Source organism: Frondihabitans australicus (genome assembly GCF_003634555.1).
GTDB classification, from domain to species: Bacteria; Actinomycetota; Actinomycetes; order Actinomycetales; family Microbacteriaceae; genus Frondihabitans; species Frondihabitans australicus.
Window position 1 is genome coordinate 793765 of sequence record NZ_RBKS01000001.1, and the last position, 15840, is coordinate 809604.

At 72.1% G+C, this 15840-nt stretch carries 15 protein-coding genes; 13 read left to right on the forward strand and 2 right to left on the reverse strand.

Annotated elements, in window-relative coordinates:
* Positions 1-99 precede the first annotated feature (99 nt).
* The 3 genes from C8E83_RS03670 (at position 100) to C8E83_RS03680 (ending at position 3475) form a co-directional block, all read left to right on the forward strand.
* The gene (locus C8E83_RS03670; protein WP_245981393.1) at positions 100-1140 is read left to right on the forward strand and encodes an NAD(P)H-dependent glycerol-3-phosphate dehydrogenase; all 1041 of its coding nucleotides are present in this window, start codon (positions 100-102) and stop codon (positions 1138-1140) included.
* Between the two features lie 28 nt (positions 1141-1168).
* Positions 1169-2278, forward strand: a complete 1110-nt coding sequence (locus tag C8E83_RS03675; RefSeq protein ID WP_121368490.1) for a D-alanine--D-alanine ligase family protein — start codon at positions 1169-1171, stop codon at positions 2276-2278.
* 222 nt (positions 2279-2500) lie between these two features.
* Complete coding sequence (locus C8E83_RS03680; protein WP_121368491.1) at positions 2501-3475, forward strand: hypothetical protein; 975 nt, start codon at positions 2501-2503, stop codon at positions 3473-3475.
* Between the two features lie 48 nt (positions 3476-3523).
* On the opposite strand, the gene C8E83_RS03685 is transcribed toward C8E83_RS03680, so the two are convergent.
* The gene (locus C8E83_RS03685; protein WP_121368492.1) at positions 3524-4006 is read right to left on the reverse strand and encodes a DUF3515 family protein; all 483 of its coding nucleotides are present in this window, start codon (positions 4004-4006) and stop codon (positions 3524-3526) included.
* Positions 4007-4030: 24 nt separating this feature from the next.
* Here C8E83_RS03685 and thiL point away from each other — a divergent pair, with 24 nt between their 5' ends.
* Positions 4031-5044: a thiamine-phosphate kinase gene (thiL, locus tag C8E83_RS03690; RefSeq protein WP_121368493.1), complete on the forward strand. Its 1014-nt coding sequence runs from the start codon at positions 4031-4033 to the stop codon at positions 5042-5044.
* On the opposite strand, the gene rsmD is transcribed toward thiL, so the two are convergent.
* Positions 5017-5646, reverse strand: a complete 630-nt coding sequence (rsmD, locus tag C8E83_RS03695; RefSeq protein ID WP_121368494.1) for a 16S rRNA (guanine(966)-N(2))-methyltransferase RsmD — start codon at positions 5644-5646, stop codon at positions 5017-5019. The genes thiL and rsmD overlap by 28 nt on opposite strands.
* A gap of 71 nt (positions 5647-5717) precedes the next feature.
* On the opposite strand from rsmD, the gene C8E83_RS03700 reads away from it, so the two are divergent.
* From C8E83_RS03700 to C8E83_RS03740, 9 genes are all read left to right on the forward strand, one after another.
* A complete protein-coding gene (locus C8E83_RS03700) occupies positions 5718-7961 on the forward strand; it encodes an ATP-dependent DNA helicase RecG (protein WP_245981394.1) in 2244 nt (747 codons plus the stop codon).
* An 83-nt stretch (positions 7962-8044) separates the two neighbouring features.
* Complete coding sequence (gene coaD / locus C8E83_RS03705; protein WP_121368495.1) at positions 8045-8563, forward strand: pantetheine-phosphate adenylyltransferase; 519 nt, start codon at positions 8045-8047, stop codon at positions 8561-8563.
* 35 nt (positions 8564-8598) lie between these two features.
* A complete protein-coding gene (locus tag C8E83_RS03710) occupies positions 8599-9609 on the forward strand; it encodes an AAA family ATPase (protein WP_425454774.1) in 1011 nt (336 codons plus the stop codon).
* A 7-nt stretch (positions 9610-9616) separates the two neighbouring features.
* The gene (locus C8E83_RS03715) at positions 9617-10870 is read left to right on the forward strand and encodes a DUF58 domain-containing protein (protein ID WP_147430076.1); all 1254 of its coding nucleotides are present in this window, start codon (positions 9617-9619) and stop codon (positions 10868-10870) included.
* On the forward strand, positions 10863-13130 hold the full coding sequence (locus C8E83_RS03720; protein ID WP_121368497.1) for a transglutaminase TgpA family protein: 2268 nt from the start codon (positions 10863-10865) through the stop codon (positions 13128-13130). Before C8E83_RS03715 ends, C8E83_RS03720 begins: the two co-directional genes overlap by 8 nt.
* 64 nt (positions 13131-13194) lie before the next feature.
* Positions 13195-13749, forward strand: a complete 555-nt coding sequence (locus C8E83_RS03725; RefSeq protein ID WP_121368498.1) for a YceD family protein — start codon at positions 13195-13197, stop codon at positions 13747-13749.
* 65 nt (positions 13750-13814) lie between these two features.
* The gene (gene rpmF / locus C8E83_RS03730) at positions 13815-14018 is read left to right on the forward strand and encodes a 50S ribosomal protein L32 (RefSeq protein ID WP_121368499.1); all 204 of its coding nucleotides are present in this window, start codon (positions 13815-13817) and stop codon (positions 14016-14018) included.
* A gap of 34 nt (positions 14019-14052) precedes the next feature.
* Positions 14053-14856, forward strand: a complete 804-nt coding sequence (gene rnc, locus C8E83_RS03735) for a ribonuclease III (protein ID WP_121368500.1) — start codon at positions 14053-14055, stop codon at positions 14854-14856.
* A complete protein-coding gene (locus C8E83_RS03740; protein ID WP_121368501.1) occupies positions 14857-15840 on the forward strand; it encodes an Fpg/Nei family DNA glycosylase in 984 nt (327 codons plus the stop codon).

Sequence of the window (15840 nt, forward strand, 5' to 3'; positions counted from 1 at the left end):
AAACCGCCGAAACCGTCCAAGCCCTCCCGCTCGGAGCGTCATGGCCGCCGCGACAACTCGGGCCCCAGCGCCTCGCTGTCGGCCCTCAACGCCGGCTCGGTGACGACGGAGGCCATCTCGATCGTGCAGGCTCAGGCCCTCGAGCGGCGGGTCGCCGTGCTGGGTGCGGGATCCTGGGGCACGACCTTCGCGAAGGTCTTGGCAGAGGGCGGCGCCGAGGTGCAGATGTGGGCGCGTCGCCCGGAGCTCGCCCGCGAGGTCACCGAGACGCACCGCAACACCGACTACCTGCCGGGCATCAACCTGCCCATCGGGCTCACCGCGTCGCCCAGCATCCCCGCAGTTCTCGACGGGGCCGAGCAGATCTACGTATCGGTGCCGAGCCAGACTCTGCGCGAGAACCTCCGCGACATCCGCGACCTCGTGCCCGCCGGCGTGCCGGTCGTCAGTCTCATGAAGGGCGTCGAGAAGGGTACCGGCCTGCGGATGAGCCAGGTGATCGTCGAGGAGCTCGGGATCGATCCCGCGCTCGTCGCCGTCGCCTCCGGCCCGAACCTCGCGCTCGAGATTGCCAAGCGGCAGCCGACCGCCGCGGTCATCTCGTCGGAGAGCCTCGAGACGGCGACGCTCGTCGCCGCGACGGCCACGAACCCCTACTTCCACTCGTTCGTCAACACCGACGTGATCGGCACCGAGTTCGGCGGCGTGCTCAAGAACCTCATCGCGGTGGCCATCGGCATCGTCGACGGCGTGGGCTACGGCGAGAACACCAAGGCGTCGATCATGACGCGGGGGCTCGCCGAGATGACCAGCTTCGCCGTGTCGTTCGGCGCGCAGCCGTCGACGATGGCGGGCCTGGCGGGTCTCGGCGACCTCATCGCGACCTGCCAGTCACCCCTGTCTCGCAATAACACGGCGGGCCGCCTTCTCGGGCAGGGCTACCGGTACGACGACGTGGTGCGGCAGATGAACCAGACCGCCGAAGGGCTGTCCTCGGTCGCGCCGATCCTCGAGCTCGCCCGCAGCAGGGGAGTCGACATGCCCATCGTCGCCCAGGTCGCCGAGGTGCTCGCCGGTACGCTGGATCCGCGAGACATCGCGCCGCATCTCACCGAGACCGGAGAGCCACAGGGCGAATAGCCGGCTCGCCACCACCCGAAAGGCCCCCGTGACCGACACCGCTCCCGCTGCCCGCCTGAAGGTCGTCGTGCTCTTCGGAGGGCGCTCCAGCGAGCACTCGATCAGCTGCGCCACCGCGGGCGGCGTGCTCGCCGCCCTCGACCGTTCGAAGTACGACGTCGTGCCGGTCGGCATCACGAAGGAGGGCGCCTACACGCTCCAGCCCGACGATGCCGAGCACTTCGCGCTCGACGCGACGAAGCTGCCGGTGGTCGACGACAACGGCACGCGGGTGCGGTGGCCCGACTCGGCCGCCACGCGCGAGATGACCGTCGTGTCGGCCTCGGGCGAGGTGTCGTCGCTCGGGGACATCGACGTCGTCTTCCCCATCCTGCACGGCCCCTTCGGCGAGGACGGCTCGGTGCAGGGCATGCTCGAGCTGGTCGGCCTGCCGTACGTCGGAGCCGGGATCCTCGGGTCGGCCGTCGGCATGGACAAGCACTTCTCCAAGTCGGTCCTGCAGCAGGCCGGCATCGCCGTCGCCCCCTGGCTGACCGTCCGCGCGCACGAGTGGCGCGACCACCGCGCCGTCGTCGAGGAGCGCGCGGAGGAGCTCGGCTGGCCCGTGTTCGTGAAGCCGGCGCGCGCCGGCTCCAGCGTCGGGGTCTCGAAGGCCACGTCGCTCGCGTCGCTCGCCGAGGCGATGGAGGTCGCCCTCGCCGAGGACAACAAGGTGCTGATCGAGGCCGCGATCGTGGGCCGCGAGGTCGAGATCGCCGTGCTCGGCGGCGTCGACGGCGGAGCACCGCGTGTCTCGGTGGCCGGCGAGATCGTGCTCTCCGACGACCGCTTCTACGACTTCGAGTCGAAGTATCTCGGTGGCCCCGGGGCCGAGCTGCTCTGCCCCGCGCCGCTCACCGACGCCGAACTCGCAGCGTTCCAGGACCTCGCCGCCCGCGCCTTCGAGGCGATCGGCGGCGCCGGGCTCGCCCGCGTCGACGTGTTCCTCACCGACGACGGCTTCGTCGTCAACGAGCTCAACACGATGCCCGGGTTCACGCCGATCTCGATGTTCCCGGCGTGCTGGCTGGCCTCCGGGCTCAGCTACCCGGCGCTCCTCGACGAGCTGATCGCGCTCGGTCTCGCCGAACAGCGCTAGCCGCACGGCGCCGGCCCGCCGCCGTGCTGCGCTCCCAAGCCCGTAAAGAACCTCCGAGCGGCCAAGGAACCGCCGCGCGCTAAGGTTCGTCCGCCGCTTGGCGGTTCGCAGGCGAAGGGGCGGAAACGGACGGCCGCCCCGAGCACTGTGCACAGCTGCCGGCTTGTCCACAGATCGCCGACCGGCGGCCCGGTGGCGGGTAGGCTCGGCCACGATCGGCGTATGGATCCTGTGCCCCTCGCCCTCCGCTCCACTGACCTCGTGCACGCGGGTTTCGACGACCGTGACGTGCGTGATCGCGCCGCGCGGGGGCAGCTCGCCCGCGTCACCCGCGGCTCGTATCTGCCGAGCGAGGACTGGCGGTCGTTGGACGCACGCCAGAAGTACGTCTCGCTGATCCACGCGGTCGTGTCGGGGTTCGAACGGCAGTGCGCCGTCTCGCACTGGTCCGCAGCCGCAGTGTGGGGGCTGCCGGTGCCTGACGAGTGGCCTCGGCACGTCGAGGTCATCGATCCTGCGCGCTCGACCGCGCAGCTCGCCAGCCGTATCCGTCGACGCCCAGGCACACTCAGACGGGCCGATGTCCTGCCCCGGGAGTCCACGTGGATCACGTCGGCGGCGCGCACGGCGACGGACATCGCCCTGACCGGCCCTTTCGAGGAAGCCGTGCTCGTCTTCGACCACGGCCTGCGCCTCGGGCTCTTCACGACGAGCGACATCGAGCGGGAGCTCGCCGGGCGGCCCGGCGCCCGTCGGTCGCGCTCGGCCGCCTCGGCCCTCGGCTTTGCCGACGGCGCAGCCGAGTACGCGGGCGAGTCGTTCAGCCGCTGCGGGATGGCGGCGCGAGGACTTCTCATGCCGACCCTGCAGGAGGAGTCCCGGCGTGGGTGGCGACTGATCGCGAAGGCGGACTTCTGGTGGGAGAGCTCCGGCATCGTCGGCGAGTTCGACGGCGACTGGAAGTACTCCGACCCGCGGTGGCTCCGGGGCCGCACGCCCGCTGAGGCGATCGCCGACGAGAAGCGTCGGCAGAACGAGCTCGCGGCCCACCCGCGTGTGCGCACGATCGTGCGGTGGGACTACGCCGTGGCGCGGAACCCCGACGAACTGGCGCGGCGCCTCCTGGCGGCGGGCGTGCCGCGCGTGCGTCCGCCGGCCGGGCGACGAACCGTCGAGCGGCGAACACACCGCCGATAGGGGCGGTTCGTTGGCCGGAGGAAGGTTTACCGGGGTGGGCGGGCCGCCCTACTTCGACAGGGCGGACTGGCAGCTGCCGGTCTTCGGCAGGGTCTTGACGGCCGAAGCGACGTCGAAGAGCACGTTGCTGGCCGTCGGCACGGCCTTCGTGTCGACGACCACCTGCACTCCGGGCGATCGCCCGTAGGTCGTGTAGACGGCGTCCTTGTCGCCCGCGCCCGTCTGCGTGACGAGCCAGTCGACGCCGCCGACCGTGTAGCAGGCCAGATCGGAGACCTTCGGTGTCGTGATGCCGCAGGTCATGAGCACCGAGGCGGGCGAGCCCCACGCCGCCGTGCCCTGCGCGTTGGTCGAGCGAGCTGACAGTCCCTCGAGCGAGCTCGGCAGGCGCACGACGACCCCCGCGCACCCGACGGTGTTCGCGCGGGCGGCCGGCGTGAGCGACACCGTCGACGTGCAGCCGGCCACGAGCGGCAGGAGCAGCGCGAGAGCCAGCCCGGCGAGAGTGCGTCGGCGTGCGGAGGGGACCATCGAGGACACGTTAGCGTGAGTGGCATGAGCAGCGAGTGGACGGGCGACGAGACGGTCGCGAGCTTGGGGGAGGCCGAGACGCTGTCGCGGATCCTGCCCCTGATGCCCGCCGCCCGCGACACCCTGCTCGGCCCGGGCGACGACGCCGCGCTCGTCTCGGCGCCCGACGGTCGCTTCGTGGTCACGACCGATCTCATGGTCGAGGGGCCCGACTTCCGGCGCGCCTGGTCGGAGCCGCACGACCTGGGCTGGAAGGCCGCCGCTTCGAACCTCTCCGACGTCGCCGCGATGGGCGCCCGGCCGACCGCGCTGGTCGTGGCCCTGGCCGCGCCGACGAGCACGCCGATCGCCGTGCTCGAGGGCATCGCCCGCGGTCTCAGCGACGGCTGCGCGGCGATGGCGCCGGGTGCCGGCGTCGTGGGCGGCGACCTCTCGACGGCTCCCGTGCTCATGATCGCGGTCACGGCGTTCGGCGACCTCGGGGGCCGGGCGGCGGTCACGCGCAGCGGCGCGCGGGCCGGCGACGTCGTCGCGGTCTCCGGCGTGCTCGGCGATTCGGGCCGTGGTCTCGACCTGCTCTTCCGTCTCGCCGTCGATCACGAGGGCGAGCCCGACGCGCGCCTCGGCTCCGAGCTGCGCGGCCGCGACGCGGGGGTCCGCTGGCATCTCGCGCCGACTCCGCCGGTGGGCGACGGTGTCCGCGCCGCCGAGGCGGGTGCGACCGCCATGCTCGACCTCTCCGACGGCCTCGCCCTCGACGCCACCCGGCTCGCCCGTGCGTCGGGCGTCGTGATCGCCCTCGACTCCTCCTCGCTCGGCGACGACCCGCACGCGGCGCTCTCCGGCGGCGAGGACCACTCGCTCCTCGCGACCTTCCCGTCCGGCACGCCGCTCCCCGGAGGCTTCCGGCCCATCGGCACGGTCGTCCCGCGCGAACACGGGGCGCAGGAGCACGCGCACCCCGTCACCCTCGACGGCATCCCGCTGGCCCAGGTGCCCGGCTGGGATCCCTACGCCTGGTCGCCCGAGGCGCGCTGACCCTCGGGGTCGGCGGTCGCCGCACCGTCCGGAGCGACGCGTCTCGCCCACCACAGGACCGTGTCGCCGTACGCCTTGCTCTGCTCGAGCTCGAGCCCCGCGGGCCAGCGCGGCTCGCCGCCGCGGGCGCGCCGCTCGACGACGACGAGGGCGTCGTCGGCCAGAGCGGGCACGAGCGCCTCGAGATCGGCGTCGAGCGCGGGGGAGTCGAGCTCGTACGGAGGGTCGATGAACACGACGTCGAGGGAGGCCGGCGCCGCGTGGAGCAGCCAGGTGCGGACGGCGGACGCGGCCACCTCGACCGCCGGTGCCGTGGCTCGGCCGGCCCGGGAGGCGACGAGCCGGGCGTTCTCCCGGCAGATCCTGGCGGCCTGAGGGGCCTTCTCGACCAGGGTGACGTGCGCGGCCCCGCGCGACGCGGCCTCGAGCCCGAGCGCGCCCGTTCCCGCGTACAGGTCGGCGACGCGCAGGCCCCGGATCTCGTCGCGGGACTCCAGGGCCGAGAAGAGGGCCTCGCGGACCCGGTCGCTGGTCGGCCGGGTACCGGTCTTGGGCACGGCGAGAGCGGTGGACCCCGCGAAGCCGGCGATGATGCGTGTCACCAGGACATCCTGGCATGCGCGGGGCGAGTGGCCCCGACTCGGCTGTCGGCGGCCGCCTGTAGCGTGGTGGCGTGGTCACCTCCGTCGTCTCGCCACTCGACACGACGCTTCAGAACGCCCTCGGCGGGCGCACCGCGGGCGCCCTCAAGCGCGCCTTCGGCATGGAGACCGTGGGCGACCTGCTCAGCCACTACCCGCGCCGGTACGCCAAGCGCGGCGAGCTCACGGCGCTCAACGAGCTCGCGATCGGCGAGAGCGTGACGATCGTCGCCGAGGTGCTCGACGTGCGCGAGCGCACGATGCGGGCCCGGCGCGGGTCGATCCTCGAGGTGAGGATCGGCGACGGCCAGGGGATCCTCACGCTGACCTTCTTCAACCAGGGCTGGCGCGCGAAAGACCTCGTGCCCGGCAAGCGCGGCATCTTCGCGGGCAAGGTCGGCGACTACCGCGGCAACCGGCAGCTGGCGCATCCCGACTACGAGCTGTTCGACGCCGACGACGAGCGAGCGGCCGAGGCGGGCGACGTCACCGCCCAGGCCTGGTCGAAGCAGCCGATCCCGATCTACCCGGCCAGCGCATCGGTCGCGTCGTGGCAGGTGCAGAAGTCGATCGCCGTCGCCCTCGACACGCTGCCGCCGCTGCCCGACTCGGTGCCCGAGTCCGTCCGCCGCGAGCTCCAGCTGATGCCGCTGCGCGAGGCGTTCGAGAAGATCCACCGCCCCGAGCGCGACCGCGACTTCATGGCCGCCCGCGAGACGCTGAAGTTCGACGAGGCGTTCGTGCTCCAGGCGGCGCTCCTCCAGCAGCGAGCGCTCCTGCGGCAGTCCGCCGCCGTCGCGCGCGTCGCGAGACCCGGCGGCCTCCTCGACGAGTTCGACCGGCAGCTGCCGTTCAGCCTCACCGGCGACCAGGCGCTCGTGGGCGACGAGATCGCTCGCGACCTCGGCTCCGACGTCCCGATGAACCGCCTCGTGCAGGGCGAGGTCGGCTCGGGCAAGACGCTCGTGGCCCTCCGAGCGATGCTCGCGGTGGCGGAGTCCGGCGGCCAGTCGGCCCTCCTCGCCCCGACCGAGGTGCTCGCGGCGCAGCACCTCCGCTCGATCGTCGCCACTCTCGGCCCCGACCGCGCGGCGAGGCTGCACCCCGTCCTCCTCACCGGCCAGATGTCGACGGCCGAGCGGCGTCGCGCCACCCTCGCGATCGTCAGCGGCCAGGCGCACATTGTCGTCGGCACCCACGCCCTCATGAGCGACGGCGTCGAGTTCTACGACCTCGGCCTCGTCGTCGTCGACGAGCAGCACCGGTTCGGCGTCGAGCAGCGCGACGCCCTCCGGCAGAAGGGCCACGTGCCGCCGCACGTCCTCGTGCTCACCGCGACGCCGATCCCGCGCACCGTCGCGATGACCGTCTTCGGCGACCTCGACGTCTCCACCATCGCCGAGCTTCCGCGCGGCCGCCAGCCGATCGAGTCGTTCGTCGTGCCCCTCGACCGCCCGGTGTGGATCGACCGGGTGTGGAAGCGCGCCGCCGAGGAGATCGCCAAGGGCCGCCAGGTCTTCGTGGTGTGCCCGGCCATCGATGCGCTGAGCTCGCTCGAGAATCCCAACCCGGAAGAGGGCGAGACCCCGACCGGGACCGCCTCGGGCGACTCGGTCGACGTCGACGGGCCTCAGGGTGCAGGAGCGGCGGCTCACCTCCCCGAGATCGCCAACGTCGTCCGCACCCTCGCCACCCTCCGCACGACCGAGGCCCTGCAGGGGCGCCGCGTCGAGGCGCTCCACGGCCGCATGCCGTCCGCCGAGAAGGACGCCGTGATGCAGGCGTTCGCGCGCGGCGAGATCGACGTCCTGGTCGCCACGACCGTCATCGAGGTCGGCGTCGACGTGCCGAACGCCTCCACGATGGTCGTCCTCGACGCCGAGCGGTTCGGCGTCTCGCAGCTGCACCAGCTCCGCGGCCGAGTCGGCCGAGGCGGATTCCCGGGCCTCTGTCTGCTCGTGACGAGGGCCGAGGAGGGCTCTCTCGCCCGCCAGCGGGTGGACGCCGTCGCCTCGACCACCGACGGATTCGAGCTGGCGCAGATCGACCTCGAGCTGCGGCGCGAGGGCGACGTGCTCGGGAGCACGCAGTCGGGCGGGCGCTCGTCGCTTCGCCTGCTTCGTGTCGTGCACGATGCGGACGTCATCGAGCAGGCCCGCGAGGTGGCTGCCAGCGTGCTGGAGTCGGATCCTGCGCTCGATGGGCACCCCGCGCTGGCCGCGGCCATCGAGCGGCGTCTGGACGACGGCAGTCGCGCGAGCCTGTCGAAGAACTGACCCACCGGCGCTCTCCGGAAGCATCGATGACACATCCTCGAACCGTTCAGCCTGCGGACACGCCCGGCGGCTAGTGTGAGGAAATGAGCACCATCGCCGTCGTCCCGGGATCATTCGACCCGGTGACCCTGGGGCACCTCGACGTCATCGACCGTGCCGCCCGCATCTTCGACGAGCTGCACGTCCTGGTCGTGCACAATCCGGCCAAGAACGCCCTGATCCCGGTCGGGAAGCGGGTCGAGCTGATCGAGAGCGCTCTGGACGAGAGCCGCAGCCCCGCGACGGGCGATCGCTCGAACGTCCGCGTCACCAGCTGGAGCGAGGGGCTCCTCGTCGACTACTGCACGCAGGTCGGCGCGACCGTGCTCGTGAAAGGCATCCGCTCACAGGTCGACGTCGCCTACGAGACGCCGATGGCGATCATGAACCGGTCTCTGGCCGGTGTCGAGACGGTCTTCCTGCTGCCGGATCCCGCGCACGCCCTCGTCTCGAGCTCGCTCGTGCGGCAGGTCGCCGGGCTCGGCGGCGACGTCGGGCCCTATGTGCCGCGGCCAGTCGTCGAGTATCTTTCCGAGCAGGCCTCGATCAAGGGGGAGAAGTGACCACCACGACGTCCGACACGCACGCCCCCGGCGGCATGCGTTCCGGCGACGCGGCGGGCCGCGCGGGTGCGCCGAGCGACCTCCCGCCGATGGAGCTCGACGAGGTGCAGCAGCACGCCCGGTCGATCCTTGAGGCGATCGGCACGGTGATCGACGGCAAGGCCGGCGCCATCTCGACTGCGCTCACCGTGCTCCTGGCCGAAGGTCACCTGCTCATCGAGGACGTCCCCGGCGTCGGCAAGACGCAGCTCGCGCGGGCCCTGGCCAAAGCCGTCGACGCGTCGGTGAGCCGCGTCCAGTTCACCCCGGACCTCCTGCCCAGCGACATCACCGGCGTCTCGATCTTCGACCGCCAGCGGAACGAGTTCGAGTTCAAGCCCGGCCCCATCTTCGCCAACGTCGTCGTCGGCGACGAGATCAACCGCGCCTCGCCGAAGACCCAGTCCGCCCTGCTCGAGAGCCTGGAGGAGAAGCAGGTCACCGTCGACGGCATCTCGCACCCGCTCCCGACGCCGTTCCTCGTGGTCGCGACGCAGAACCCGGTCGAGATGGAGGGCACGTACTCGCTGCCCGAGGCTCAGCGCGACCGCTTCATGGCGCGGATCTCGCTCGGCTACCCCGACGCCGCGAGCGAGCTGCGGATGCTGCGGCAGCGCGAGACCCGAAGCCCACTCGACATCCTCGAGCCGCTGGTCAGCCTCGAGCAGCTGCGCCGAATGATCGCGACCGTCCGGTCGGTCTACGCGGCGAGCGTGGTCGAGCGGTACGCGGTCGACATCGTGCAGGCGACCCGCGTGCACCCCGACCTCCGGCTGGGCGCGAGCCCCCGGGCTACACTGCAGCTCATGCGGGCCGCGAAGTCGTGGGCGGCCCTGAACGGCCGCCGCTTCGTGATCCCCGACGACGTCGACGCGCTGGCCGGCCCCGTGCTCGGCCACCGTCTGATCCTGGCCGGTCGCGCAGGAGCAGGGGCGGTCGCCGCCGCCTACGACATCGTCGAGTCCGTGGTCGCCTCCACCCCCGTCCCGCTCGACGACGCCGTCTGAGCCGCACGTGAACGCTCCCCGGCGGCACCTGCCGCGCCCGACCCGGCGCGGCGTGGGCGTCGTCGTGGCGGGCGCCCTGCTGATCGGCGTGGGTCTCGGCCTGTCGTCCCTGCCCCTGGTCTTCGCGGGCGTCGCGCTGGTCGCCCTCGTGTTCGCGTCCCTGGTCGGTGTCGCCATCCGCGTGCCGTCGATCGAGGTGTCGCGGCGATTCGCGCCAGACCGTGCAGTCGCAGGGTGGTCGGTCGTCGAGACGGTGACGCTCGTCGCGCCGGGATCGCGCTCGCCGGTGAGCGTGCGGGTTCGCGACACCGTCGCGTGGCGTGTCATGCACTCGAGCGAAGGCCGCGTCACGACGATCCCGGGCGGGGGAGCGGCGACGGTGTCGTTCCTCCTCGACGACCTCCCGCGCGGTCGCCACCGCGTGGGCCCCGCTCTCGTCGACGTCGTCGAGGCGTTCGGCGTCGCGCGCCGGCTCGTGTCGGTGCCCGGTCGCAGCGAGCTCACGGTGCTCCCCGAGGTGGTGCCCGTGGGCCGCGGACGCGAGTCCCGCGCGCTCGGCGAGACCGGCCGGCAGCGTCGCGACCACACCTCCGGCGGCCAGGACGACCCCATCACGCGCGAGTACCGCCGGGGCGACGCCATGCGCCGCGTGCACTGGAAGGCGACAGCCCGGCAGGGCGAGCTCATGGTGCGGCAGGAGGAGCAGCACGGCCTCCCCAGCGCGCGCGTCGTCCTCCCCACCGACCCGGCGAACTGGCGTGACGCGCACCCGGCGCTCGGCTCGAAGCTCCCGGTGAGCGACGGCTTCGAGTGGGCCGTCTCGGCGGCGGCCTCGATCGCGATCGAGTTCGGCCTCGCCGGGTCCGAGACGCGCGTCGTCACCCTCGACGGCTCCCTGCTCGCCGACCACGACCCGGCGATGACCCCGCTCTTCCTCGAGATGCTTGCCGACATCACCCTCGGCGACGAGGTCGACCTGCTCAGCCCCGAGCCCGCCCCGCGCGAGCCCGTCATCGCCGTCGTGTCGAGCCTCGCGCCCCGCGAGATCGACGCACTCGGCCGCAGCCGCGGGCCCGGCGTGCGCGGCGTGGCCGTCGTGGTCCACCTCGACTCCGACCCGCTCACGCCCGACGACAGCGGCGAGGGGTCGCCGGGCAGCGTGGCGCGAGCGCTGCGTGAGACGGGATGGCTCGTGGTGGAGACCGACTCGGTGGCCGACGTGGCTGCCGTGCTGCAGACGCCGGGGGTGTTCGGTGGTTGACCTGCGCACCCGGCGCCAGGCTCCTGCGCCCTCGCAGCCCCGCCCCGCACGGCAGCCGGCGCGCCCGCGCTGGGGCCTCACCGCCGCCCTCTGGTTCACGCTCGTCGTGTCGCTGGCGAGCATCGGCGGGCTCTTCCAGGGCACGGGCTGGTGGTTCGCGAGCGCGACCGTCGCCCTCGTGGTCCTCGGGGCGCAGGAGCTCGCGCGAACCCTCCGCTGGCCGGCGCCCGCGGCGCTCGCCACCGGCCTCGTGGTGGCCGCGATCGCCTGCACGCTGACCGTCTCGGGCGGCACGGCCCTCCTCGGCGTCATCCCCACGGCCGACACGATCGACCGGGTGCGGCTCCTCGCTCAGCAGGCGAGCGAGACCATCGTCGCGGACCAGGCCCCTGTGCCGGTGTCGGCGGCGATCCTGGCGGTGATCGTGGGGTGCGTGGCCGTGGCGTCGATCGTCATCGACGTGCTCGCCAGGATCCTCCGGACCCCCGTCCTCACCGGCGCCGTCTTCGCCGTCGTGCTCGTCGTCCCCTCGCTGGTGCCCGATGTGCAGCCGAGCTGGCCCTGGGTCGTGCTGACCGTGCTCGGCTTCATCGTGGTGCTTCTCGTCTCGACCGGTCGCCGCCCGTCGCGGTCGACGGTCATCACGGGTGTCGCGTCGCTCGCCGCGGCGGGAATCGTGACCAGCCTCGTGCCGATGTCGGTCGACACCGCCCTGCAGGGGCTCGGCACCGGCGCCGGGATCTCGACGGGCGTCAACCCGGTGGTCAACCTCGGCAAGGACCTCCGGCGCGGCACGGCCGTGAACGTGCTCTCCTACACGACCACGGACCCGAACGGCGAGTACCTCAAGCTGGTCGACCTGGTCGACTTCTCGGGCAAGAGCTGGAGCCCGGCGAAGGTGTCGCTCAAGTCGTCCGACACCGTGTCGAAACTCCCGGCGGCCCCGGGCATCTCGTCGACCACGAGGCGGAAGACCGCCACGACGAAGGTCTCGGTGAGCCTGCTGCGCAGCCCCTACCTGCCGATCCCGGTGCCGGCGACGAAGATCACCGGCGTCGACTCCCAGTGGAAGTACGTCGACGCGTCGGGCGTGACCGTCCGCTCGTCGACGGAGGGCTCGCAGGGCCTCGACTACACCGTCGTCTCGAAGCCGGTGAACCCCACCCGGGCGCAGATCGTCGCGTCGCTCGGGCAGACGCCGGCCTCCCTCGCCGAGTACCGCAGCGTGAAGGGCGTCCCGGCGTCGATCTCGACCCTGGCGAAGAAGGTCACGGCGGGCGCCGCGAACCCGTTCGACGCCGCGGTCGACCTCCAGAACTACTTCCGCAACGGCGACTTCACCTACTCGGAGACGACGCCCGTGCGCGAGGGCTACGACGGCACCGGGCTCGACGCCATCTCGGTGTTCCTCAAGCGCAAGAGCGGCTACTGCGTCCATTTCGCCTCCGCCATGGCCGTCATGGCGCGCACGCTCGGGATCCCGTCGCGCATGGCGGTCGGGTTCCTGCCGGGCACGCAGAACGGCGACGACGAGTCGTGGACGGTCACCAGCAACGACCTCCACACCTGGCCCGAGCTGTACTTCCAGGGCCTCGGCTGGGTGCCGTTCGAGCCGACGCCCGGCCAGGGCACGACGAGCGACTACCTACAGCAGACAGGCAGCACCGCCAGCCCCTCGGCGAGTGCGACCGCGAGCCCGAGCGATTCCTCCAGCGCGTCCGCGTCGTCGTCGGCGACCGCCCAGGCGACCGCGACGAGCACCGGCGCCGTCCCGTCGAGCGCGGCGGCGGCCGCGACCACGGGAACACCCGTCGGGACGACACCGCTTCTGGCGGCCGGCATCGGGATCCTGCTGCTGCTCGCCCTCAGCCCGTGGTGGCTGCGGACGCAGCGGCGCCGACGGCGGCTGAGAGCGGGTCCGCCCGACGCGGCGCTCAACGCCTGGCGAGAGGTGGTCGACACGGCGAGAGACCTCGGCATCGCGGTGCCGGCGGCCGCAACGCCCGTGCAGGCGGCCGACGTGCTCCGGGTCTCGCTCGCCCGAGACGGCACGGAGCCCGGCGCGCCCGAGCTCGAGTCGCTTCTCGCCGCACTTCAGCGCGAGCGGTTCGGTGACGAGCCGGCCGCGCACGAGGTCCACGACCAGGCCCGGAGGGTCATCGCGAGACTGCGCCGCTCGGTCGGAGCACCCGCTCTCGTGCGGGCGACGGTGGCACCGCGCACGCTGTTCGCCGAGCAGCGTTCGCGACAGGCGATCTGACCAGGGGCACGATCCCCGCCCGACTCTGCCGGGGGAGGCCCTGCGGGGCGTACAATCGTCGCTCGTGTCTCATTTCGAAAAGACCCCGTACACCGTCGGTGTGCTGGACCTCATGCGCCGCCCGGGCGAGATGCGCCAGACCGATCTCGACGTCGTCGTGCCGACAAAGCTCGGCGAAGGCGTGATCGCCGTGCCCGAGGGCTCGACCCTCGAGCTCGACCTGCGCCTGGAGAGCCTCCACGACGGCATCCTGGCCTCCGCGCACGTCTCCGGAACCGCCGTCGGCGAGTGCAGCCGATGCCTCAAGCCGATCGAAGAGGGTGTCGAAGTCGATTTCGCGGAGCTTTTCGCGTATTCTGACGAGGAAGGTTTCGACTACCAGGTTCAAGACGATCACGTGGATCTTGAACCGGTCGTCCGAGATGCGGTGGTCCTGTCACTGCCCTTCCAACCGGTTTGCCGGCCAGACTGCCCTGGTCTCGACCCCGAAACGGGCGAGCGCATCGAAGATCTGGTCGACTACCACCCCCGTGAAGTGCTCGATCCTCGCTGGTCGGCGCTCGCCCAGCTCGCAGGCGACAGCCTGCAGGCCGACACGGACTCCAAGCCCACCGATTAGTCGTGTGCGGGAGGCGAGAGCCTCCGCGTGCACCGAGCACCACCGATACGAAAGCAGAGACAGACATGGCAGTTCCGAAGCGCAAGCAGTCGCGCGCCAACACGCACGCCCGCCGTTCGCAGTGGAAGGCCGCGCCCGTCACGCTCGTCAAGAGCGTCGAGGGCGGCAAGACCGTCTACAGCCTCCCGCACCGCGCCAAGGTCGTCGAAGACAGCGCCGGCACCGCCCTGTACCTGGAGTACAAGGGCCGCAAGGTCGCCGACGTTTGAGCCGCGTCCGACTCCGGTCGGTAAGCTCCTCGTCATGAGTCAGCCCGTGTCAGGTTCCGCCTCCCTCGAGAGCGGGCCCGACCGGGCTGAACTTCTGTCCACGCTCGGCGTGGATGTCTCGCCCGACCTGCTCGAGCTCGCCCTCACGCACCGCTCGTACGCGTACGAGCACGGCGGCATCGGCAACAACGAGCGCCTCGAGTTCCTCGGCGACTCGATCCTCGGGCAGGCCGTCACGGTCATGCTGTTCCGCGAGAACCCCGACCTCGACGAGGGGGACCTCGCGAAGCGGCGGGCCAGTCTCGTCTCGACCGTCGCGCTGGCGGAGGTCGCCGGTCACATCGGCCTCGGAGCCTTCATCCGGCTCGGGCGCGGGGAGGAGATGACGGGCGGTCGCAAGAAGCACTCGATCCTGGCCGACACCGTCGAGGCCATCATCGGGGCGACCTATCTCGACGCCGGCCCCGTCGAGGCCACGGCGCTCGTCATGCGTCTCATCGCACCCCTGCTCGCCGACCCCGACCGCTTCGGCGCCGCCATGGACCCGAAGACGAGCCTCCAAGAACTGGCCTCGGCCCTTGGCCGCGGCATGCCGAACTACGTCATCAGCGACTCCGGCCCCGACCACGACAAGCGATTCCACGCCGTCGTCCGCCTCGGGAAAGACGACATCGCGTCCGGCGAGGGGTCGAGCAAGAAGATGGCCGAGATGGCGGCGGCGCTCGAGGCATGGACCTCGCTCACCGCAGCGCAGGCCGGGGGCGGCGTCGCATCCGACGACACGGTCGGCTCGCCGGCATCCGCCGACGTCGCGACGACACCGGGCGCCGACTCGTAGGTGCCCGAGCTCCCCGAGGTCGAAGTCGTCCGGGCCGGCCTGCATCCCGCCGTGAGCGGCGCCGTCGTCGAGGGTGTCGCCGTCCTCGAACCGCGCTCGCTCCGTCGCCACGAGGGCCCGCCGAACGACTTCGTCTCGCGGCTCCAGGGCGCGACGATCCTCTCGGCCGTGCGACGGGGCAAGTTCCTCTGGTTCCCCCTCGAGCTGGCGCACGAGCCCGCGTCCGAGTCGTCGACCGCGCTCGTCGCCCACCTCGGCATGAGCGGCCAGGTGCTGCTGCGCGATCGCGAGGCCGCCGACGACCGGCTCCTGCGCATCAGGCTGGACCTCGCTCACCCGACCCGCGGCCACGTGCGCGTCGCGTTCGTCGACCAGCGCATCTTCGGGTCGATGGCGCTCGACGAGACCGTTCCGGTGGCAGACGGCGCCGCCGCGGGCTACTCGGGGCCGGGGCTTCTGGGGCACGACATGGCCGACGAGGGGGTGTCGGGCGGCGGGCAGCAGGATCCTGCGCCCTGGCTTCTCAGGATTCCCCACCAGGTCGCGCACATCGCCCGCGACCCCCTCGACCCGGCCTTCGACGACGCCGCGTTCTCGCGGCGCCTGCGGGCGCGGAAGACCGGCGTGAAGCGAGCCCTGCTCGACCAGACCCTGGTCTCGGGCATCGGCAACATCTACGCCGACGAGTCGCTCTGGGCGTCGAAGATCCACTTCGAGCAGCAGTGCACGTCGCTCTCGGCGCGGCGCGTCTCGCTGCTGCTGCTTGAGATCCGCGCGGTGCTCTACAAGGCTCTGGCCGAGGGCGGCACGTCGTTCGACGAGCAGTACAAGAACGTGAACGGCGAGTCGGGCTACTTCGCGCACAGCCTCAACGCCTACGGGCAGCAGGGGAAGCCGTGCCCGCGGTGCGGCACCCCGATCCGCCGAGTGTCGTTCATGAACCGCGGCAGTCACTTCTGTCCGCGCTGCCAGCGGCTGCGCTGA